This is a genomic window from Streptococcus parasanguinis, from assembly GCF_040908565.1.
In the GTDB taxonomy this organism is placed as follows: domain Bacteria; phylum Bacillota; class Bacilli; order Lactobacillales; family Streptococcaceae; genus Streptococcus; species Streptococcus parasanguinis_AC.
The window spans coordinates 15,896-37,293 of the sequence record NZ_JBDGEA010000005.1 but is presented as its reverse complement, the minus strand read 5'-3'; the positions used below and the strand labels follow the sequence as shown (position 1 = coordinate 37,293).

At 45.1% G+C, this 21,398-nt stretch carries 19 protein-coding genes and 1 pseudogene; 19 read left to right on the top strand and 1 reads right to left on the bottom strand.

The features are described from left to right. Window positions 1–18: 18 nt before the first annotated feature. From hisS to AB5Y61_RS03495, 16 genes and pseudogenes are all read left to right on the top strand, one after another. A complete protein-coding gene (gene hisS / locus AB5Y61_RS03570; protein WP_368403205.1) occupies window positions 19–1,302 on the top strand; it encodes a histidine--tRNA ligase in 1,284 nt (427 codons plus the stop codon). Window positions 1,303–1,482: 180 nt separating this feature from the next. After that, complete coding sequence (thrC, locus tag AB5Y61_RS03565; protein WP_368403204.1) at window positions 1,483–2,967, top strand: threonine synthase; 1,485 nt, start codon at window positions 1,483–1,485, stop codon at window positions 2,965–2,967. Between the two features lie 50 nt (window positions 2,968–3,017). Continuing rightward, a complete protein-coding gene (locus tag AB5Y61_RS03560) occupies window positions 3,018–4,295 on the top strand; it encodes an MATE family efflux transporter (protein WP_368403203.1) in 1,278 nt (425 codons plus the stop codon). Next, window positions 4,292–4,921 carry an HAD-IA family hydrolase gene (locus tag AB5Y61_RS03555; protein ID WP_368403202.1) on the top strand — a complete coding sequence of 210 codons (630 nt, stop codon included), beginning with the start codon at window positions 4,292–4,294 and terminating at the stop codon, window positions 4,919–4,921. The genes AB5Y61_RS03560 and AB5Y61_RS03555 overlap by 4 nt, the downstream gene beginning before the upstream one ends. A gap of 267 nt (window positions 4,922–5,188) precedes the next feature. Then, entirely contained in the window at window positions 5,189–5,617 is a 429-nt protein-coding gene (locus AB5Y61_RS03550; RefSeq protein ID WP_368403201.1) for a MarR family winged helix-turn-helix transcriptional regulator, read from the top strand. A 15-nt stretch (window positions 5,618–5,632) separates the two neighbouring features. After that, window positions 5,633–5,995: a DUF1304 domain-containing protein gene (locus AB5Y61_RS03545; protein WP_368403200.1), complete on the top strand. Its 363-nt coding sequence runs from the start codon at window positions 5,633–5,635 to the stop codon at window positions 5,993–5,995. Between the two features lie 572 nt (window positions 5,996–6,567). Continuing rightward, a complete protein-coding gene (gene trpE, locus AB5Y61_RS03540; protein WP_368403199.1) occupies window positions 6,568–7,926 on the top strand; it encodes an anthranilate synthase component I in 1,359 nt (452 codons plus the stop codon). Then, window positions 7,923–8,483: pseudogene (locus AB5Y61_RS03535) on the top strand (aminodeoxychorismate/anthranilate synthase component II); the annotation flags it as partial. The gene trpE and the pseudogene AB5Y61_RS03535, both read left to right, overlap by 4 nt. Window positions 8,484–8,492: 9 nt before the next feature. Beyond that, entirely contained in the window at window positions 8,493–9,497 is a 1,005-nt protein-coding gene (trpD, locus tag AB5Y61_RS03530; protein WP_368403248.1) for an anthranilate phosphoribosyltransferase, read from the top strand. Continuing rightward, the gene (gene trpC / locus AB5Y61_RS03525; protein WP_368403198.1) at window positions 9,494–10,261 is read left to right on the top strand and encodes an indole-3-glycerol phosphate synthase TrpC; all 768 of its coding nucleotides are present in this window, start codon (window positions 9,494–9,496) and stop codon (window positions 10,259–10,261) included. Before trpD ends, trpC begins: the two co-directional genes overlap by 4 nt. Continuing rightward, window positions 10,248–10,835, top strand: coding sequence for a phosphoribosylanthranilate isomerase (locus AB5Y61_RS03520; RefSeq protein ID WP_368403197.1), 588 nt, complete (start codon window positions 10,248–10,250; stop codon window positions 10,833–10,835). Before trpC ends, AB5Y61_RS03520 begins: the two co-directional genes overlap by 14 nt. Next, window positions 10,825–12,030 carry a tryptophan synthase subunit beta gene (trpB, locus tag AB5Y61_RS03515; RefSeq protein WP_195327415.1) on the top strand — a complete coding sequence of 402 codons (1,206 nt, stop codon included), beginning with the start codon at window positions 10,825–10,827 and terminating at the stop codon, window positions 12,028–12,030. The genes AB5Y61_RS03520 and trpB overlap by 11 nt, the downstream gene beginning before the upstream one ends. Window position 12,031: 1 nt before the next feature. Continuing rightward, window positions 12,032–12,808, top strand: coding sequence for a tryptophan synthase subunit alpha (trpA, locus tag AB5Y61_RS03510; protein WP_368403196.1), 777 nt, complete (start codon window positions 12,032–12,034; stop codon window positions 12,806–12,808). A 141-nt stretch (window positions 12,809–12,949) separates the two neighbouring features. Then, window positions 12,950–14,413, top strand: a complete 1,464-nt coding sequence (locus AB5Y61_RS03505) for an alpha-L-fucosidase (RefSeq protein ID WP_368403195.1) — start codon at window positions 12,950–12,952, stop codon at window positions 14,411–14,413. Window positions 14,414–14,671: 258 nt separating this feature from the next. Beyond that, window positions 14,672–17,317, top strand: a complete 2,646-nt coding sequence (gene polA, locus AB5Y61_RS03500) for a DNA polymerase I (protein WP_368403194.1) — start codon at window positions 14,672–14,674, stop codon at window positions 17,315–17,317. A 134-nt stretch (window positions 17,318–17,451) separates the two neighbouring features. Next, window positions 17,452–17,904 carry a CoA-binding protein gene (locus AB5Y61_RS03495; RefSeq protein ID WP_368403193.1) on the top strand — a complete coding sequence of 151 codons (453 nt, stop codon included), beginning with the start codon at window positions 17,452–17,454 and terminating at the stop codon, window positions 17,902–17,904. 69 nt (window positions 17,905–17,973) lie between these two features. Here the strand turns inward: AB5Y61_RS03495 and AB5Y61_RS03490 are convergent, their stop codons facing one another. Then, window positions 17,974–18,843, bottom strand: coding sequence for a DUF975 family protein (locus AB5Y61_RS03490; protein WP_368403192.1), 870 nt, complete (start codon window positions 18,841–18,843; stop codon window positions 17,974–17,976). Window positions 18,844–18,993: 150 nt separating this feature from the next. On the opposite strand from AB5Y61_RS03490, the gene tgt reads away from it, so the two are divergent. The 3 genes from tgt to rpsJ all read left to right on the top strand — a co-directional run bounded on the left by tgt (window position 18,994) and on the right by rpsJ (window position 21,344). Beyond that, entirely contained in the window at window positions 18,994–20,136 is a 1,143-nt protein-coding gene (gene tgt / locus AB5Y61_RS03485) for a tRNA guanosine(34) transglycosylase Tgt (protein WP_003010858.1), read from the top strand. Window position 20,137: 1 nt separating this feature from the next. After that, window positions 20,138–20,758, top strand: coding sequence for a uridine kinase (locus AB5Y61_RS03480; protein WP_368403191.1), 621 nt, complete (start codon window positions 20,138–20,140; stop codon window positions 20,756–20,758). Between the two features lie 277 nt (window positions 20,759–21,035). Beyond that, entirely contained in the window at window positions 21,036–21,344 is a 309-nt protein-coding gene (rpsJ, locus tag AB5Y61_RS03475) for a 30S ribosomal protein S10 (protein ID WP_003009585.1), read from the top strand. The last annotated feature ends 54 nt before the right edge of the window (window positions 21,345–21,398 follow it).

The window sequence follows — 21,398 nt, the reverse complement described above, 5'->3', positions numbered from 1 at the left end:
AGACAAAGGATGAAGGATATGAAATTACAAAAACCAAAGGGAACCCAGGATATCCTTCCTGGCGATTCAGCGAAATGGCAATATGTAGAAGGCTTTGCACGCAAGGTATTTGCGCGATACAATTATGATGAAATCCGCACACCGATCTTCGAACATTATGAAGTCATCAGCCGTTCAGTAGGGGATACGACGGATATCGTGACCAAAGAAATGTATGACTTCTATGACAAGGGAGACCGTCATATCACGCTTCGTCCAGAAGGAACAGCTCCTGTTGTCCGCTCGTATGTAGAAAATAAACTCTTTGCGCCTGAGGTACAAAAACCAAGTAAGTTCTATTACATAGGCCCAATGTTCCGCTACGAACGTCCTCAAGCAGGTCGTTTGCGTCAATTCCACCAAATTGGGGTAGAATGCTTTGGATCGAGCAATCCTGCAACGGATGTCGAAACTATTGCCATGGCAGCGCAATTCCTGAAAGAACTAGGAATTGACAATGTAACCTTGCACTTGAACACTTTGGGAAGTCCAGCCAGTCGTCAGGCATATCGTCAAGCCTTGATCGACTACCTCTTGCCAATGAAGGATCAATTGTCGAAGGACAGCCAACGCCGTTTAGAAGAAAATCCTCTTCGTGTCTTGGATTCAAAAGAAAAAGAAGACAAGGTGGCTGTTGAACAAGCTCCTTCCATTCTAGACTATCTAGATGAAGAAAGCCAAGCGCATTTTGATGCGGTTCGTCGGATGTTAGAAGACTTGGGGGTGGCCTATGTCATCGATACCAATATGGTGCGTGGCTTGGATTACTACAACCACACGATTTTTGAGTTCATTACAGAAATTGAAGGCAATGAATTGACAGTCTGTGCAGGTGGTCGCTATGATGGTTTGGTTGAATACTTCGGTGGCCCTGCGACAGCTGGTTTTGGATTTGGTATCGGTGTGGAACGAATCCTTCTCGTTCTTGAAAAGAAAGGCATTGAATTACCGATCGAAACAGGCCTAGATGCCTATGTTGCCGTCCTAGGAGATGAGGCCAATGAAGCAGCGCTTAGCTTGGTTCAAGCCCTTCGAATCCAAGGTTTCAAGGCAGAACGCGACTATCTTGGGCGTAAGCTCAAGGCACAATTTAAGTCAGCAGATGTCTTTGCGGCCAAAACCTTGATTACCTTAGGAAGCAGTGAGGTTGAAAGTGGTCAAGTCACTGTGAAAAACAACCAAACTCGTCAAGAAGTAACGGTAGCTCTTGAAAGCTTGAAGAAAGACTTCCCATCTGTTCTAGCAGAGTTGGGATTGGCTTGATCGAATGGGAAAGACAAGGGAAGACAAGATTTATCTGGGAGTAGGGGCAAAATGGTTGCTCCTGCTCTCTTTTATCTTGATTCTGTTTGCCGACCTTTGCCAAGATTTGGCGAAAAGCCGTTAAATTTTCTGACATTTATGATATAATGAGAAGACTACTAGTAAAGGAATGAATCAGTCATGACATTAGTTTACCAATCAACACGAGATGAAAAAAATACTGTAACAGCTAGTCAAGCTATCCTTCAAGGATTGGCGACAGATGGCGGTTTGTTTACTCCAGTCTCTTATCCTCAAGTAGAGCTGGATTTTGATACCCTCAAAGACGCTTCTTACCAAGAAGTGGCCAAGCTTGTTTTGTCAGCCTTTTTGGACGACTTTACAGCAGAAGAGTTGGACTACTGTATTACCAACGCCTATGATAGCAAGTTTGATACACCAGCCATTGCGCCTCTTGTCAAACTAGATGGCCAATACAACTTGGAACTTTTCCACGGTTCAACCATTGCCTTTAAAGATATGGCTTTGTCGATCTTGCCTTACTTTATGACAACAGCAGCTAAAAAGCACGGTTTGGAAAACAAGATTGTTATCTTAACCGCGACTTCTGGAGACACAGGTAAGGCTGCCATGGCTGGATTTGCCGATGTTCCAGGTACTGAGATTATTGTCTTTTATCCAAAAGATGGTGTCAGCAAGGTGCAAGAGTTGCAAATGACGACTCAAACGGGGGATAATACCCATGTGATCGCCATTGATGGAAACTTTGACGATGCTCAAACGAATGTCAAACATATGTTCAACGATGTGGCCCTCCGTGAAAAATTAGAAGCCAACAAGATGCAATTCTCATCAGCCAACTCGATGAATATCGGTCGTTTGGTACCTCAGGTTGTCTATTACGTATACGCCTACGCGCAATTGGTGAAGACAGGTCAAATCACAGCGGGAGAAAAAGTCAATTTCACTGTTCCAACAGGAAACTTTGGAAATATCTTGGCAGCTTTCTATGCCAAACAAATCGGTCTTCCAGTTGGGAAATTGATCTGTGCATCAAACGAGAACAATGTCTTGACAGACTTCTTCAAAACACGTGTCTATGATAAGAAACGCAGCTTCAAGGTGACCACTAGTCCATCGATGGATATCTTAGTGTCTTCAAACTTGGAACGCTTGATTTTCCACTTGGTTGGCAATGATGCCACAAAGACCAAAGAATTGATGGAAAGCCTTGTTGCAACAGGTCGGTACCAATTGTCCAACTTTGATGCAGACATCTTAGATTTGTTTGCGGCTGCATACGCAGATGAAGCAGAAACTGCCGCAGAGATCAAGCGGGTCTATGAAACGTCTGATTACATCGAAGACCCTCATACAGCCGTAGCATCAGCCGTTTATCAAAAATACCGGACCCAAACAGGGGATGCTGCTAAAACAGTCATTGCCTCTACAGCTAGTCCTTATAAGTTCCCAGTTGTAGCGGTAGAAGCCGTAACAGGTGAGACAGGCCTAAGTGATTTCGAAGCCTTGGCCAAATTACACACCCTCTCAGGAGTCCCTGTACCACCTGCTGTAGACGGTCTTGAAACTGCACCGGTTCGCCATCGCACAAGCGTTGCAACCCAAGACATGCAAGCAGCCGTAGAAGACTACTTGGGACTGTAATTCTCCCTATTAGAAAGATCAAAAGAGCCGTTTGGCTCTTTTATATACGCATGAATTCATACAAAAAAATCTTAAACATCGCCCTTCCTGCCATGGGTGAAAATTTCTTACAAATGCTGATGGGCATGGTGGACTCTTATTTAGTGGCTCACCTGGGCTTGATTGCTATCTCGGGTGTTTCCGTCGCAGGGAATATCATCACCATTTATCAAGCCATCTTTTTGGCACTGGGTGCGGCAGTTGCCAGTGTCATGTCCAAAAGCTTGGGCGAAAAAAATCAAGACACCATTGCCTACCATGCGACAGAGTCGCTGAAGGTGACCTTGTTGTTGAGTGCTCTCTTAGGAGGGGCATCGCTGTTATTTGGACGCCAGATGATTTCGATGTTGGGGACCGAAGCTGCAGTAGCCGAAAGTGGGGGGATTTACCTTTCCTTGGTCGGCGGGACCATTGTTCTCTTAGGCTTGATGACGACCCTGGGCTCGCTGGTTCGGGTAGCCAACAATCCACGGCTTCCCATGTATGTCAGCTTGTTGACCAATGTTTTAAATGCTCTATTCTCCTCTGTGGCTATTTTCCTTTTTGGTTGGGGGATTGTCGGAGCAGCTTTGGGGACTGTGCTAGCTCGTCTGGTTGGGGTTGTCCTCTTGTGGCAAAAGGTCCGGCTACCCTTTGCCCCCCTTCGTTGGGGATTGGATCGTAAGCTCTTGAACTTAGCACTTCCAGCGGCCGGAGAGCGGCTGATGATGCGGGCTGGAGATGTGGTGATTATTGCGATTGTGGTTGCGTTTGGGACTGAGGCAGTCGCAGGAAATGCCATCGGAGAGACCTTGACCCAGTTTAACTATATGCCTGTATTTGGAGTGGCCACAGCGACGGTCATGCTCGTAGCACGGAGCCTGGGTGAAGGTGATCTTGAGCAGATTGATCGCCTTCGAAAGCAGTCTTACTGGTTGTCCTTCGTGTTAATGTTACCTATTGCTCTGGGAATCTTTTTTGGGGGCACCCTTCTGACCCATTTCTACACACAAGATACAAAAGCAGTAGAAGCTAGCCTTTCGGTTGTCCTCTTTTCTTTGTTAGGAACGCCGTTTACAGCAGGAACGGTCATCTATACAGCTGTTTGGCAAGGCTTGGGAAATGGGAAGCTTCCATTTTATGCAACGACCATTGGCATGTGGGTCATTCGAATTGGAGCCGGTTATCTGCTTGGAGTAACTCTTGGCTTTGGCCTTCCAGGAGTCTGGACTGGGACCTTGCTGGACAATGGTTTCCGTTGGCTGTTTTTGAGTCAACTTTATAGACGAAAAGTAGGAGAGAGAACATGACAAAACGAGCCTTTATTTGGGATTTGGATGGGACCTTGCTGGATTCCTATGATGCTATTTTGGCAGGTCTTGAGGAGATCTATGCAACTTATCAGCTTCCGTTTGACCGAGCTAGCATTAAAGATTACATCTTGAAGCATTCGGTTCAAGATCTTTTAGTAGCCGTGGCGGAGGAGTATCATCTGGATGTGACGGACTTAAATCATCGCCGAGCAGAAAGTCTAGCAGAGAAAAATGCCCAGGTCCTTCTGATGGAGGGGGCGCGTGATGTCCTGTCCTGGGGGAAGGATGCTGGGATCGAGCAGTTTGTCTATACCCATAAGGGAGAGAATGCCTTTGTCATCCTGCGGGACTTGGGTTTGGAAGCTTTTTTTACAGAAATTTTGACCAGTCAAAGTGGTTTTGCTCGCAAGCCTGACCCGGAAGCTGCCATGTATCTGATGGATAAGTACAGGTTGGAGCCAGAAAATACCTACTATATAGGGGATAGGAGCCTGGATATTGACTTTGCAAGAAATAGCCAGATTCAGAGTATCAATTTCTTGATGTCTGATTATGAAGGTAATCATCAGATGGAAAATTTATTAGATATTCCAGCTATTTTAAACGTTGAAAAGAATCTGTAAAGAATTTGTTTTCATTTTGAAATAAAGTCGTAAGCTTTCTTTAAGAAATGTCCGCTATAATAGAACCATAAACAAAGACCTCCTAACTTTGTTTAGAAAAATCCTAAAACTTTTCTTTTTCATAATAATCTCCCTAAGAGTCGCCAAATCAGGCGACTTTTTTTGTGCGAAAAACAGTGCAAGCTCTTTTCCTTGCAAGAGGGTATGAAATACTTTATAATTGATTAGTCAATTGTTGATTTATCAAAAATGAATAGAGGAAGGAATATGGAAGAAATGAATGATTTGCTCTACCAACTACGCTTGGCGGATCAATCAACTACGCAACTTTTTGAAAAGCGCCTAGGGATTAGCTTAACACGTTATCAAATTTTGCAGGATTTATTAGAACAAGCGCCTTGCAATCAGATCGCGGTTCAGGAACGCTTGCAGATTGATCCAGCGGCTTTAACCCGACATTTCAAAATATTGGAAAAGGAAGGGTTTGTCCATCGGAGTCGAAATCCAAAAAACCAGCGGGAAATCTTAATTCATTTGACGGATATGGCCTATAATCGCTTGGTCAAACATCCCCCTCGCCATCATGTGGCGGTGAAAGAACAGATGAGTCGGATTTTGACTGCTCAAGAACAAGAGCAATTTTCTTACCTGCTGGACAAATTAGTATCTGGTATTGAACAAATAACGATTGAATAAAAAGGAAAATCTACGATGTCATTACTGACGATTATTTTAGCGAGTCTTGCTGCACTGGAGCATTTATACATATTTTATTTGGAGAGCATCCGAACCACATCTGATACCACCAGTTGGGTTTTCAACATGGATAAAGACGAGCTCGCTCGCCCATCTGTGACCTCTTTATTTAAGAATCAAGGAATCTACAATGCCTTGATCGGTGTCTTCCTCTTGTATGGATTGTTTGTGTCCAAAAATATTGAAGTCGTTACGATTTTTGTGCTCTTTATTATTGGAGCTGCCGCCTACGGTGCGATGACAGCTAATAAAAAGATTATCTTGACCCAAGGCAGTCCTGCAATTTTAGCATTGTTGAGTATCCTATTTTTGGGATAAAAAGGACGAACCACTAAGGATTGTTAAGCTGATTTTATTAAATTAGTGTAGAAAAAGTATAAAAAAAGACTAAAAATTTTATTGACTTTCTAAGAAAAAGGGTTATAATGGTAGCAACAGAAAAGTAATGAGTCAGCTATTTTCAGGGAGCTTGTGGGAATTGTGAACAAGCAATAGCGACTGATGAAAATTGGACTGTTATGATCAATGAATTCTAACCCATGTGAATTCGGTTGGCACCCCTTACCGTGCAACTCCTTGATAGAGGAGATCGAGATGTAGGGAAAGACCAGCTATTTTTCCCTATAAAAGAGGTGGCACCGCGGACACTACGCCCTCACACAGTTTTTGTGTGAGGGCTTTTCTATGTGCCTTAGCAAGCGAAGCGAGCTTAGGCACATTGATCCCAAAGCGAAAACAGAGTGTGGGATATCCTTGATAGCCTTAGCAAGCGAAGCGAGCTTAGGCACATTGATCCCAAAGCGAAAACAGAGCGTGGGATAACCTTGATAGCCTTAGCAAGCGACGTTACGATTCATTAGAAAAAGAGTTCTAAAAGAGAGGTTTCTGATATGAAAAAAGTTTTATCTGCTGATGTGTTGAGTCCAATTTTGGCTTATATGCGTTTGGATGCACCCCATAAAATGATCTTGGAGTCGATCCCTCGTGAAAAAGAGAATGCGCGTTTTTCAATTGTAGCCTATCGGCCAATCAGTGAAGTCAAGTTTGAACATGGCATTCTCTATTACAATGATCAAATCGTTGAAGAGGATCCTTTGGAGTTTTTGAATCGCATCACGGTCAAAACGAAAACTTCAGAAGAACTTCCTTTTAACGGAGGAGCGATTGGATTTGTCGGCTATGACTTGATTGGCCTCTATGAGAACATTGGATCCATTCCTGAGGATACGATCGGCACTCCAGATCTTCACTTTTTCTTATATGAAAGCTATGTGATTTTTGATCACAAAAAGGAAAAGGTCTATGTGGTGGAAGAGAACCTCTATAGTGGGCGAAGTGAAGCAGAGCAAGCGTCGAGTCTGGAGCAAGTGTTAGCACAATTGGCGACACCTGCAAAGGAAGAGTTTCAGGACAAGGATCTGCATGCGCTTCATTTCCACAATCATTTGGAGCAAAAAGAGTTTGAGGAAATGGTGGCCCTGGCTAGGGATTATATTCGAAAAGGAGACATGTTCCAATGCGTTCTCAGTCAACGTTTTTCAGCTGATTTTTCAGGAAAACCGCTAGATTATTACCGCAATTTGCGCGTGACTAATCCTTCGAATTATCTCTATTTTTATGATTTTGGGGAGTACCAAATTATCGGTGCTAGTCCAGAAAGTCTGGTGTCGGTCAAGGATCGAGTGGTGACAACTAATCCCATTGCTGGTACACGTCCCAGAGGGATCGATGAAGAGGCAGATCGGCAATTGGCGGCTGAGTTGACAGGGGATCCAAAAGAAGTTGCAGAACACCGGATGTTGGTGGATCTAGGACGAAATGATATTGGTCGTATAGCTCAAAATGGATCAGTTGAAGTAACCAAATATATGGAAGTGGAATTCTTCCGTTATGTCATGCACCTGACGAGTGTGGTCAAGGGGCAATTACTTCCGGGACTAGCCTCCATTGAGGCTCTGAAGGCAACTCTTCCAGCTGGGACTGTTTCGGGTGCTCCGAAAATCCGAGCCATGAAGCGGATCTATGAAGCAGAGAAAGAGAAACGAGGCGTCTATGCGGGAGCTATTGGCTATCTCTCTGTGACGGGGGATCTCGATTTTGCTATTGCGATTCGAACTATGATTCTCAAAAATAAGAAGGCTTATGTGCAGGCCGGAGCAGGAATTGTTTATGATTCGATTGCTGAAAATGAATACCAAGAAACCGTCAATAAGGCAAAATCGATGACAAGGATTGGAGAAGAAGGATGATTTTATTAGTTGATAATTACGATTCATTTACCTACAATTTAGCACAGTATATCGGGAAATTTGATGAGGTCCAGGTGCTTCGAAATGATGATCCGGATCTGTACCAAGTTGCCCAAGAAGCAGATGCCTTGGTCTTTTCTCCAGGTCCAGGTTGGCCAAAGGATGCGGGCAAGATGGAGGAGATGATCCGAGATTTCGCAGGGGTCAAACCAATCTTGGGGATTTGTTTGGGACATCAAGCGATTGCGGAAGTTTTTGGAGGACGCTTAGGATTGGCCCCTCAGGTCATGCATGGCAAACAAAGCCAAATCCAGCTAGAAGCTCCCTCTCCGCTATATGCGGGTGTCGCAAAAGAAGTTCCAGTCATGCGCTACCATTCGCTGACGATTGAAGACATGCCAGAGGAGTTTGTCATTACCTCTCGGACGACGGATGATGGAGCAATTATGGGGATCCAACACCGCAGCTTACCGATTTATGGCTTTCAATACCATCCAGAAAGTATCGGGACGCCAGATGGGCTGAAGACCATCGAAAATTTTGTCAAACTAGTCAAGGAGCGGAAGATGAAACAAGTGCTTGCAAAAGTAGCGGAAGGAATGGATCTCACCAGTGCAGAGTTAGAAGCTGCTATGGAGGAAGTTGTCGCTGGTCGTGCTTCAGAAGCGCAGGTGACGGCCCTACTTCTAGGCCTCAAAATGAAGGGGGAAACGGTTGAAGAGCGGACGGCTATTGCAAAAGTGATGCAGGCCTACGCAGTTGTTATTCCTACAGAGGTTCAAGGAGCAATGGACAATTGTGGAACGGGGGGCGATCGTTCTTATAGTTTCAATATTTCAACAACAGCTGCCTTTGTTCTCGCTGGTGGTGGTGTCAAGATGGCGAAACACGGGAATCGCTCGATCTCTTCTAAATCCGGTTCTGCTGATGTGCTAGAAGCTCTAGGGATTAACCTTGATTTGGGTCCAGAAGATTTGGGACGAGTGTTTGAAAAAGCGGGCATTGTCTTTCTATTTGCCAAAAATCTGCATCCTGGCATGCGCTATATTATGCCAGCTCGCTTGGCGCTAGGAGTTCCAACGGTGATGAATTTGACCGGTCCTCTCATTAATCCGATTCCTCTAGAAACCCAGCTATTGGGAACCAGTCGTCCGGATATGCTGGAAAGTACGGCAGAGATTCTAAAGAATTTGGGTCGAAAACGCGCAGTGGTAGTGAGTGGCCCACAAGGTTTGGATGAGGCAGGCCTTGATGGAGAAACCCAGCTCGCTATGTTGGAAAATGGACAGGTTACCTTATCCAGCTTTCAACCAGAAGATATAGGAATGGAGCGCATCGGAATTGATCAAGTACGTGGTGGAGACGCTAAACGCAATGCAGAAATTTTGCTCAGTGTCTTGAAGAATGAAGCGAGTCCCTTTTTAGAGGTGACGGTCTTAAATGCTGGCCTTGGTTTTTATGCCAACGGCAAGGTAGATTCTATCAAGGAGGGGATTGCCTTGGCACGGGAAGTGATTGCCAGTGGGGCTGCCCTTGAGAAATTGAGATTATTACAGGAGTATCAAAAATGAGTCAAGAATTCTTACCAAAGATTCTAAAGGAAAAGGCGCGTGAAGTGGCTGTGATGAAAGAAGAGGAGTTCCAACCTTTGCGTGAGACCTACCGCTTGTATGATTACCTAAAGAGTCATCCAGATAAGCTTCAGGTCATCGCAGAGGTGAAAAAGGCTAGCCCGAGTCTGGGAGATATTCATGTCGATGTGGATATCGTCGCGCAGGCTAAGACTTACGAAGAAAACGGAGCCGTGATGATTTCTGTCTTGACCGATGAAGTGTTTTTCAAGGGCAGTATCGAGTATCTCCGGGAAATATCTAGTCAAGTATGTATCCCCACCCTCAATAAAGATTTTATTGTGGATGAAAAGCAAATAATTCGGGCGCGAAACGCAGGGGCGACCGTGATCTTGTTGATTGTTGCAGCCTTATCAGAGGCTCGTCTGAAGGAACTCTATGAGTTTGCGACCCATCTTGGCCTGGAGGTTTTGGTGGAGACCCATAATCTGACAGAACTAGAGGTAGCTCACCGGATTGGGGCTCAGATCATAGGGGTCAATAATCGCAACTTGGTGACCTTTGAGACAGATCTCCATACTAGCCTTGAATTGGCGGCCAATTTTGAACAAGAACCGGTTTACATCTCGGAGTCTGCTATTTTTACAGCAGCAGATGCGTGCATGCTCGCTCCTTATTTTAATGGCATTCTCGTTGGGACAGCCCTCATGAAGGCAGATAATGTGGCTGAAAAAGTAAAGGAGTTGCAGATTGATAAAGGTTAAAATTTGCGGATTATCCACCCCAGAAGCTGTCCAGACAGCTGTTGAGGCAGGTGCGGATTACATTGGTTTTGTCTTTGCACCAAGCAAACGGCAAGTCACGCTGGAGCAAGCTAGGCAGTTGGCTACAGGGATTCCAGAGGGAGTTCAAAAAGTCGGAGTTTTTGTATCACCACAGAAAGAAGAAGTGGAGAAAGCTTGCCAAGTTGTGGGCTTGGACCTGATACAAGTGCATGGACCGATGGATGATGCCATCTTGCAAGAGTTTCCCCAACAAACGATTCGCGCTGTTCAAGTGTGGAAAGATGCAGCACTCCCTGAGACCAGTGCCGATTATCTGCTCTTTGATGCTCCAGTAGCAGGAAGTGGAGAGACTTTTAACTGGCAAGAACTCGAAACCCAAAATTTCAAAAAGCCCTTCTTTATTGCAGGAGGCTTGACGGTAGACAATGTAGCAGATGCCATTCGCTTCTTTCATCCTTATGCGGTGGATGTATCCAGTGGGGTCGAGACAAATGGAAAAAAAGATCAAGAAAAGATAAAACGATTTATAGAAAGGGTCAAGCATGGCATATAAACAACCAGATCAAAACGGATTTTACGGGCGGTTCGGGGGACGATTTGTCCCTGAAACCTTGATGACAGCAGTTTTAGAATTAGAAGAAGCCTACAGAGAAAGTCAAGCAGATCCTTCTTTTCAAGAAGAATTGGATCAGCTTCTGAAACAATATGTCGGTCGGGAAACACCGCTCTATTACGCTAAGAATCTAACCAAGTATGTCGGCGGAGCCAAGATTTTTCTTAAAAGAGAAGATCTCAACCACACAGGGGCTCATAAAATTAATAATGCTCTAGGACAGGTTTTGCTGGCACACCGAATGGGTAAAAAGAAGATCATCGCAGAAACAGGGGCCGGACAGCACGGTGTTGCAACGGCAACAGCCGCTGCTTTATTTGATATGGAATGTACCATCTACATGGGGGAAGAAGATGTCAAACGCCAAGCTCTCAATGTCTTTCGGATGGAGTTGTTGGGCGCCAAGGTTCAATCGGTAACAGATGGATCGCGTGTTCTCAAGGATGCAGTCAATGCTGCCCTTAGAGCCTGGGTAGCAAACGTGGAAGATACCCACTATATCATGGGATCTGCTCTAGGACCTCATCCATTCCCAGAGATTGTCCGTGATTTTCAAAGTGTCATTGGCAGGGAAGCTAAACGCCAATTTGCAGAGCAAAATGATGGGGCTCTGCCAGATGCCGTCCTAGCCTGTGTAGGAGGCGGATCGAACGCCATTGGTCTCTTCTATCCTTTTGTAGAGGATACCTCTGTTGCCATGTATGGTGCGGAAGCTGCTGGACTTGGGGTAGATACAGACCAGCATGCAGCAACCTTGACCAAGGGGCGTCCGGGAGTCCTTCACGGCGCCTTGATGGATGTTTTACAGGATGCCCATGGACAGATTTTAGAAGCCTTCTCGATTTCAGCAGGCCTCGATTATCCAGGAATTGGGCCAGAGCATTCTTATTTCCATGAAATCAAGCGGGCAACCTATGTGCCTGTGACAGACCAAGAAGCCCTAGAAGCCTTTCAATTGCTTTCGAAAGTAGAAGGAATCATTCCAGCTCTGGAATCGAGCCATGCTATCGCCTATGCGGTGAAATTGGCCAAGGAGATGGGACCTGAAAAATCCATGATCGTTTGCTTGTCAGGTCGTGGGGACAAAGATGTGGTACAAGTCAAAGACCGCCTAGAACAAGAGAGAGGAGAGTAAGATGGGAAAGACCTTAACAGAGCATTTACAAGAGCTGAAAGACCGGCAGCAAGGGATCTTTGTTCCGTATATCATGGCAGGAGATCATGAAAAAGGCTTAGCGGGTTTGCAGGAAACCATCCAATTTTTGGAAGATCTTGGTGTCTCAGCCATTGAAGTTGGTATTCCTTTTTCGGATCCGGTGGCAGATGGCCCTGTGATTGAAGAGGCAGGACTGCGAAGTTTAGGCCATGGGACGACGACAGAGGGTCTGGTGCAAACGATCCAGCGTCTGGAGACAACTGTTCCTTTGGTCATCATGACCTATTTCAATCCCTTGTTCCAATATGGGCTCGAAAACTTCTTTAGAGATCTAGAAGGAACAGCTGTTAAAGGGGTGATTATTCCAGATCTTCCTCATGAGCATGCGGATCTGGTAGAGCCTCTGTTAGCGGATAAAGACATCGCTTTGGTGCCACTAGTGAGCTTAACCACAGGAATCGAGCGCCAGAAGAAATTGATCCAAGATGCAGAAGGTTTTATCTATGCTGTAGCGGTTAATGGAGTGACGGGGAAAGCTGGTAGCTATCGAGAAGATCTGGACCACCACTTGGTCCAATTACACGAAATAGCTTCGATCCCTGTTTTAACAGGTTTTGGAGTTTCCAGCATGGAGGATATCCACCGCTTCAACGAGGTCTCAGATGGCGTTATTGTGGGATCTAAAATCGTTAAGGCTCTCCACCAAGGGGAGACAGAAGCCATCGCTCATTTTATTTCTCAAGCAGTGAAGGGCTAGCAGGTCTATTCTATTTGTAATTGGCTCGATTCTCCTAGATCAAGCTCTTTGTCTACTATTTTAAACATTCCCCTCGTTTGTCTTTACAAACAAGGATTTCTCGTTACAATAGAGATAGTAACAAGAAAAGAGGAGAAGAGAATGATAAGCCTTGAAGAGATTGATCAAGTCGTCCAGTCAGGTCATTTTGAACCAACCTGGGACTCTCTTAGCCATCATGTTTGTCCAGACTGGTATCGAGATGCCAAATTTGGAATATTTATCCACTGGGGCGTCTACAGTGTACCTGCCTTTGGATCGGAGTGGTATTCACGAAATATGTATATCCAAGGGAATCCTTGCTATGACTACCATCGAGAGTATTTTGGAGATCAGGCTAGCTTGGGCTACAAGGATCTCATTCCACTCTTTACAGCGGACCGATTTGATCCGGCATCTTGGCTGGATCTCTTTCAAAAAGCAGGCGCTCAGTATCTTTTCCCAGTTGCGGAGCACCACGATGGTTTTCAGATGTATGCCTCTACTCTCTCGCCTTATAATAGCTTAGAAATGGGGCCAAGACGAGATGTTTTAGGAGAACTGAGGGTGGAAACAGAAAAACGTGGTCTACACTTCTGTACATCTTCTCACCGGGCAGAGCACCAGTTTTTCTTTTCACATGGCAAGGAGTTTGCTAGTGATATTCTGCAAGAAGTCCCAAGAGACAGCCTCTATTGGCCAGCAGAGCCAGAACCGAAGGATCATTTTGATCTCACCTCCAAGCCCTATCCCAGCAAAGAATTCTTGGAAGATTGGCTTTTGCGAACCTGTGAACTGGTGCGGGATTATCAGCCAGAGCTCCTTTATTTCGACTGGTGGATCCAGCATGAGAGTTTCCGTCCCTACTTGATGCGCTTTTTGGCGTATTATTACAATCTAGCAGCACAAGAGGATCGCAAGGTGGCTGTTTGTTACAAACAGGATACCCTCCCTTTCGGTTCAGGAATCGTCGAGATGGAGCGGGGAGGTTACGGGGAGACGCAAGCCTTTCCGTGGCAAATGGATACTGCGATTGCCCGTAATTCTTGGTGCTATACCCTGGATCTAGCCTACAAGACCAGCAAGGAATTGTTGCAAAATTTAGTTGATGTTGTGGCCAAAAATGGCAACCTTCTGCTCAATATTGGACCCAAGGCAGATGGCACCATCCCTGAGCAAGATCAAGACATCCTTACAGAGATCGGGGAGTGGCTGGCGGTAAACGGAGAAGCCATTTATCAGAGCCGGCCTTGGCGGGTGTCATCGGACGGACCGACCGAGGCCCAGGAAGGTTCCTTCTCAGATGGGCAAGCGCCACTCTATACCAGCCAAGATTTCCGCTATACTACGCGTGAAGGTCTGCTTTATGCTATCCAGCTAGAACCAAGTGGACGGACAGAAGAGCTGACCTTGCCGTCTCTCGCCTATGATCTCAAGCAACCGAGAATCCTTCATGCGCGTATTCGGCAGGTAGAGCTCCTTGGAGAAAGCCAGCTCCTTTCTTGGAGTCAAGATGAGGCAGGCCTCCATCTTCAATTACCAGCTTGTAGCCAAAAACAACCGCGTATTTTACGTCTCAGTTTTTAGTTTTCTTGAAGCTTTCTATAAGGAATGGTTTAGTTTTCTCTTGTATACTGTACTCATCCAATAAGAAATGAGGTACAGAAAATGAAAATCTCAGTCAATTATCCAAAACGCTTTAAGAAATTGCCACAACAAGGTTCTTGTTACGGCGAATAAACACTTCTTTTCATTTTTCATAAGAAACTCCTAAAGAAGGCTCTACCCCGAAAGGGTAGAGTTTTTATGTACCAGAGACCTTGTGATTCGTGGTATAATAGGCCTATGGAAAAAAAGAATACATTACTACTCATCGACGGGTCTTCCGTCGCATTTCGTGCCTTTTTCGCACTTTATAATCAAATCGATCGCTTCAAAAATGCCAATGGTCTGCATACCAATGCGGTCTATGGCTTTAACCTTATGTTGAGCCATCTCTTGGAGCGCATCCAACCGACCCATGTTCTTGTTGCTTTCGATGCAGGAAAGACCACTTTTCGGACGGAGATGTATGCCGACTACAAAGGGGGCCGTGCAAAAACACCAGATGAGTTCCGCGAGCAGTTTCCTTTCATTCGTGAGCAACTGGATCATTTGGGAATTCGCCACTATGAGCTGGCCCAGTATGAAGCAGATGATATTATTGGAACGCTAGACAAGTTGGCAGAATCAACTTCTGTTCCTTTTGATGTGACTATCGTTTCTGGGGATAAAGATTTGATCCAGCTGACAGATGACAACACGGTGGTTGAAATCTCAAAAAAAGGGGTAGCGGAGTTTGAAGAATTCACTCCAGCCTATCTGAAAGAGAAGATGGGACTGACACCAGAGCAATTTATCGACCTCAAGGCCTTGATGGGAGATAAGTCGGATAATATCCCAGGTGTCACCAAAATCGGAGAAAAGACAGGAATCAAACTACTCCTAGAGTATGGCTCTCTCGATGGTATTTACGAGCATGTCGATGAGATGAAGGCTTCTAAGATGAAGGAAAACCTCATCAACGACAAGGAGCAGGCCTATCTGTCCAAGACTCTCGCGACCATCGATACCAATGCGCCCATTGAGATCGGGCTGGACGATATCACCTATACGGGTCCTCATCTAGAAAATCTCGCCAAGTTTTATGAGGAGATGGGCTTTAAGCAACTCCGTCAGGCCTTGGATCTCAGTGGAGAAGAAGCAGCTCCTGTAGCCCTTGACTATACAGAAGTCGAGCAAGTCACTTCAGATATGCTCACGGAAGATAGTTTCTTCCATTTTGAGATGTTTGGGGACAATTACCATACGGAACCCATCATCGGTTTCGCATGGGGGACCAAAAGTCAGCTCTACGCGAGTACAGATACTGGTCTTTTACAAACACCAATTTTCAAAGAATTTCTCGAAAAAACGCCCCTCAAGGTCTATGACTTCAAACGGGCCAAAGTCTTGCTCAGCCACTTGGGTATTACCCTTCAAAATCCCGCGTTTGACAGTCGATTGGCCAAGTATCTCTTGTCGACCGTAGAGGACAATGAAATTTCAACCATTGCGAGTCTCTATAGCCAGATTGCACTGCCGCTTGACGAAGTTGTTTATGGCAAGGGAGCCAAAAAAGCCATTCCAGAAAAGGCGGTCCTATTAGAGCATTTGGCAAGAAAAGTCGCTGTTTTACTAGACACTGAAGAGCCTATGACGGAGCAACTCAAAGCTCACGACCAACTAGATCTGCTCTATGATATGGAGCAACCCTTAGCAGCTGTTTTGGCCAAGATGGAAATCGCAGGGATTAAGGTGGAACGCCAGACCCTACAAGATATGCAGGTGGAAAACGAAGTGGTCTTGGAACGCTTGACCCAAGAAATCTACGAGTTGGCAGGAGAAGAATTTAACATCAATTCTCCAAAACAATTGGGTGTCATCCTCTTTGAAAAATTGGAACTCCCTCTTGAATATACTAAGAAGACCAAAACCGGCTATTCAACAGCTGTTGATGTCTTGGAACGCCTGGCTCCAATCGCACCGATCGTGTCTAAGATTCTTGAATACCGCCAAATTGCTAAGATCCAGTCGACCTATGTCATCGGTCTTCAAGATTGGATTTTGGAAGATGGGAAGATCCATACCCGCTATGTACAGGATTTGACGCAGACTGGACGCTTGTCCAGCGTGGATCCCAACCTACAAAATATTCCTGTCCGTTTGGAGCAAGGTCGTCTCATTCGCAAGGCCTTTGTCCCAGAAGAGGAAAACAGTGTCTTGCTGAGTTCGGACTATTCACAGATCGAACTGCGCGTCTTGGCCCATATTTCGGGAGATGAGCATTTGATTGATGCTTTTCAGCATGGGGCAGATATCCATACATCCACTGCTATGCGGGTCTTCAATATTGAAAAACCAGAAGATGTGACGCCGAATGACCGCCGCAATGCAAAAGCAGTAAACTTCGGTGTGGTTTATGGAATTTCCGACTTTGGACTGTCTAACAACCTAGGGATCAGTCGAAAAGAAGCCAAGGCCTACATTGAGACTTACTTCGAACGCTACCCTGGCATCAAGGACTATATGGAGAGAGTGGTGCGGGAAGCGCGTGACAAAGGCTATGTAGAAACCTTCTTCAAGCGTCGTCGGGAGATTCCAGATATCAACTCTCGCAACTTCAATGTTCGAGGCTTTGCGGAGCGGACGGCTATCAACTCACCGATCCAAGGATCGGCGGCAGATATTTTGAAAATTGCCATGATCCACTTGGACCAAGCCTTAGAAGCAGGCGCATACAAGACCAAGATGCTCCTTCAGGTCCACGATGAAATCGTTCTGCAAGTACCAAGTGATGAACTGGCAGCGATCAAAGAACTCGTCAAAGAGACCATGGAATCCGCTATTGAGCTTGCGGTACCACTGGAAGCAGATGAGAATGCAGGCAAAACATGGTATGAAGCAAAATAAGATTGAGTTTATTCAAAATAGAAAGCGGTAGGAGACTTTTTAGTTTCCTACCGCTTTTAACGACAAACACTTGCAATGCCCTCTGGATTGTTATACTATTTAAAGAAAGGAAACGCATACAAAAGGAGATTCATATGGCCTATTCATTTCGTAATCCTAGTGATGGCATTATCAAACATTACCTAGAAACCAGTAAAATCATTGCTGTAGTTGGATTATCTGATCGTGAAGACACAACCAGTCATCGTGTCAGCAAGGAGATGCAAGAGCGGGGCTATCGGATTATTCCTGTCAACCCCCGCGCAGCTGGAGGGCAAATCCTTGGGGAGACAGTGTACGCTAGCCTACAGGAGATCCCTTTCCCAGTAGATATCGTCGATGTATACCGTCGCAGTGAATTTTTGCCAGATGTGGCGCGTGATTTTATTGAGACAGATGCGAAAATTTTCTGGGCACAATTGGAGCTGGAAAATCAAGAAGCAGAAGAAATCCTTCGTGGAGCTGGACGAGAAGATATTGTCATGAACCGCTGTATCAAACGGGAACACACCCGACTAATCCTCGGGGAATCACTATACGGTTTATAAATGATAAGAAATTGACAGTAAAATTATAGAAGAAAACCCCAGCAGGAAACTGGGGTTTTCTTCTTACTCTTATTCAGTTTCATGGTTTGGATGGCCTGTGAAATGGCGTGGCCCTTGTTTGATCTGCTTGATTTGATCGTAAAATGCAATTTGGCAGTTGATAAAGTATGGCATGGTATAAAAGCCGATGACATCGCGCGTGAAGTAATTCAAGAAGTACCAACCAATCAAGGTTAGATCGAGCACCAAGCGATTGCTGCGGAACCCTTTCATGGTTTCACGACTTTGGCGAAGCACTCCAAAGGCTCCCTTGTAGTCGCCGTCTCGTAGTTGTTCGTAGAGGATCAATTCGACCAGACTGAGACTGTAGTATTGTGGCAGGTAAAAGAAGAGGCCGAGTAGGCCCAGTACGATACCGGCCGTCATCAGAGGCATTTGTTGCATGAGAGATTGAAATTCAGGACTGGAAGCACTCAAAGTACTAGGGTTGCTTACCTTGTCGTAGATCGCCAAAAATCGAATGCTGGCGTAGGTGCTGATGAGACTCCCCACATAGAGGATAAGTCCCCATAAAAAGAGGACAGCTTGCTTCAAGATCAAGGTGGCAAATACAGAGGTAAAGCGATCTTGTTTAAAGATATCTAACACGCGTGTTCGGTGTTCCATTTTGGGATTGATCGTATCTAAATAGCTAAAAGTTGCACCGACCACTAAAATGGAGATGACAAAGGAGACAACAGAAGGAAAGAGCTGCCGCTGGATCATGTAGACACTTGCTTGCTGCAAGGTCATATCCGGTAGTAGATCGATCAGATCTTGCCCACTTAAGAGAAAGTTAGCAAGAATGGTCAACAGGACCGGCAAGGCAAAAAGGATAGCTAAGCCCGGTTGCTGGACTTGCATGGTACGTGCCCGGAGGCGAATCAATTTAAGGTTCATAGGTGACACTCTCTTCATAGTAGTACTTTTTATTATAACATAAGTCCGTGACAGAGCCGGTAAAATTTGGTACAATCGTACAGGTGCTCACAGGAAAACTGTGACAGGAATAAGAAGGCTGGGACTGTCTTTCCCAGTACGGAGGTAACCATGACAGATTCACCGATTCAATATCGATTAATCAAAAAAGAAAAGCATACAGGTGCTCGTCTGGGAGAAATTATCACCCCTCACGGGACCTTCCCAACCCCAATGTTTATGCCTGTAGGGACTCAGGCAACTGTTAAGACCCAATCGCCAGAAGAACTTAAAGAGATGGGCTCGGGCATTATCTTGGCCAATACTTACCATCTCTGGCTTCGTCCAGGGGATGACTTGGTCGCAAAAGCAGGAGGACTGCACCAGTTCATGAACTGGGACCAGCCAATTTTGACAGATAGTGGAGGCTTCCAGGTCTATTCACTAGCGGATACCCGAAATATCACCGAAGAAGGGGTAACCTTTAAAAACCACCTCAACGGCTCGAAGATGTTCCTTTCTCCAGAAAAGGCCATCTCGATCCAAAACAATCTAGGGAGTGACATCATGATGTCCTTTGATGAATGTCCTCAGTTCTATCAGCCTTATGATTATGTGAAAAAATCAATCGAACGGACCAGTCGTTGGGCAGAACGTGGGCTAAAAGCTCACCGTCGTCCTCATGATCAAGGACTGTTCGGGATTGTCCAAGGGGCTGGATTTGAAGACTTGCGCCGTCAGTCCGCCCAGGATCTGGTCAGCATGGACTTTCCAGGTTATTCTATTGGTGGGTTAGCTGTTGGGGAAAGCCATGAAGAGATGAATGCAGTACTTGATTTCACAACTCCGCTCTTACCAGAGAACAAGCCTCGCTATCTTATGGGAGTAGGAGCTCCAGACAGTCTGATCGATGGGGTGATTCGTGGAGTGGATATGTTTGACTGTGTCTTGCCGACGCGGATCGCTCGAAACGGTACCTGCATGACCAGTCAGGGACGTCTGGTGGTGAAAAATGCGCAATTTGCAGAAGATTTTACACCGCTGGATCCTGAATGTGATTGCTACACTTGTAAAAACTATACCCGAGCTTATCTCCGCCACCTCCTCAAGGCAGATGAGACCTTCGGTATTCGCTTGACCAGCTACCACAACCTCTATTTCTTGATTAACCTCATGAAGCAGGTCCGTCAAGCCATCATGGATGACAATCTTTTAGAATTCCGTGAGCATTTCGTCGAAAAATATGGCTATAACAAATCAGGACGGAATTTCTAGGATGGATCGCGAAAGACTATTAGACTCCTTGGTAAAAAAGATCCAGACAAAAGAATGGCAGACCATTGGGATCTATGGTCATGGTGGTTCAGGAAAAACAACCTTTGCAAAAGCACTCTGTGAGCGATTGGACCTCATGAAAGTTAATCTTTTAGAGACGGATCCCTATGTTATTGGAAGTCCAAGAGGATTGGTTGTACCAAAAGACTCCCCAGGTCAAAAAGTGACCGCATGTCTGTCGAGTGCTCACGAATTGGCTAGTCTAGAACGAGATATTCAAGCCCTTCAAGCGGGAATGGATATACGAACGATTGATCAGCCATGGTCTCTAAGCCACATATTATCTGGGAACAAGTCTATTCTCATCGTAGAAGGGATGTCAGTGGCTTTTTTACCCAAGTCTTTGTTTGATCAAACCATTTGTTTTTACACAGATGATCATACGGAGCTAGAAAGACGATTAAGCAGAGACGTCGCCCAACGAAATCGAGAAATGGACTTCATCTATCGAATTCACAAAATCAGACGAGAACAATACCATCAGTATTATCAACCGATGGAAGATGAGGCAGATATCCTGGTCAATACATCACAAGATCAATTTTGTATTGAAAAAGAATAAAAAGTTCTACAGAAAAGTAGAACTTTTTTCTATATAATGGTAACATTTTTAGCATTCAATATTTTTCGAAAACACTTTCATTAAAAAAACGAAAAAAATCTTCTCAAATCCCTTGCATTGGGCCTTTGTTTGTGTTAAACTACTATGGTGCTGTGAAAAACAGCTATTAGCTTTGATGCAAGAGGTTGCGACACGCTCGGTTGCATTGCCACGCAACGCGCGTCGGTTTTCTTGTGGAGCTAGCCTATTATCTTAAATAGACGAAAAGGAGAAAAAGATGGCAAACAAAAAAATCCGCATCCGTTTGAAAGCGTACGAACACCGTACACTTGACACAGCGGCTGCAAAAATCGTAGAATCAGCTACTCGTACAGGTGCACAAGTTGCGGGTCCAATCCCACTTCCAACTGAGCGTAGCCTCTACACAATCATTCGTGCGACTCACAAATATAAAGATTCTCGCGAACAATTCGAAATGCGTACACACAAACGTTTGATCGACATCATCAACCCAACTCAAAAAACAGTTGACGCTTTGATGAAATTGGATCTTCCAAGTGGTGTAAACGTAGAAATCAAACTTTAATCTAAAGCTTGATCAAGAGCATGAAAAACGCTCGTTAAAAACTTTTTGAATAAA

Coding starts and splice junctions, on each gene's coding strand:
- AB5Y61_RS03545 (WP_368403200.1), top strand. CDS start 5,633: ATGTCATTACTGACGATTATTTTAGCGAGTCTTGCTGCACTGGAGCAT.
- hisS (WP_368403205.1), top strand. CDS start 19: ATGAAATTACAAAAACCAAAGGGAACCCAGGATATCCTTCCTGGCGAT.
- tgt (WP_003010858.1), top strand. CDS start 18,994: ATGACAGATTCACCGATTCAATATCGATTAATCAAAAAAGAAAAGCAT.
- thrC (WP_368403204.1), top strand. CDS start 1,483: ATGACATTAGTTTACCAATCAACACGAGATGAAAAAAATACTGTAACA.
- AB5Y61_RS03495 (WP_368403193.1), top strand. CDS start 17,452: ATGGCCTATTCATTTCGTAATCCTAGTGATGGCATTATCAAACATTAC.
- rpsJ (WP_003009585.1), top strand. CDS start 21,036: ATGGCAAACAAAAAAATCCGCATCCGTTTGAAAGCGTACGAACACCGT.
- trpA (WP_368403196.1), top strand. CDS start 12,032: ATGGGAAAGACCTTAACAGAGCATTTACAAGAGCTGAAAGACCGGCAG.
- AB5Y61_RS03550 (WP_368403201.1), top strand. CDS start 5,189: ATGGAAGAAATGAATGATTTGCTCTACCAACTACGCTTGGCGGATCAA.
- trpE (WP_368403199.1), top strand. CDS start 6,568: ATGAAAAAAGTTTTATCTGCTGATGTGTTGAGTCCAATTTTGGCTTAT.
- trpD (WP_368403248.1), top strand. CDS start 8,493: ATGAAACAAGTGCTTGCAAAAGTAGCGGAAGGAATGGATCTCACCAGT.
- AB5Y61_RS03505 (WP_368403195.1), top strand. CDS start 12,950: ATGATAAGCCTTGAAGAGATTGATCAAGTCGTCCAGTCAGGTCATTTT.
- trpB (WP_195327415.1), top strand. CDS start 10,825: ATGGCATATAAACAACCAGATCAAAACGGATTTTACGGGCGGTTCGGG.
- AB5Y61_RS03560 (WP_368403203.1), top strand. CDS start 3,018: ATGAATTCATACAAAAAAATCTTAAACATCGCCCTTCCTGCCATGGGT.
- polA (WP_368403194.1), top strand. CDS start 14,672: ATGGAAAAAAAGAATACATTACTACTCATCGACGGGTCTTCCGTCGCA.
- AB5Y61_RS03490 (WP_368403192.1), bottom strand. CDS start 18,843: ATGAACCTTAAATTGATTCGCCTCCGGGCACGTACCATGCAAGTCCAG.
- AB5Y61_RS03480 (WP_368403191.1), top strand. CDS start 20,138: ATGGATCGCGAAAGACTATTAGACTCCTTGGTAAAAAAGATCCAGACA.
- trpC (WP_368403198.1), top strand. CDS start 9,494: ATGAGTCAAGAATTCTTACCAAAGATTCTAAAGGAAAAGGCGCGTGAA.
- AB5Y61_RS03555 (WP_368403202.1), top strand. CDS start 4,292: ATGACAAAACGAGCCTTTATTTGGGATTTGGATGGGACCTTGCTGGAT.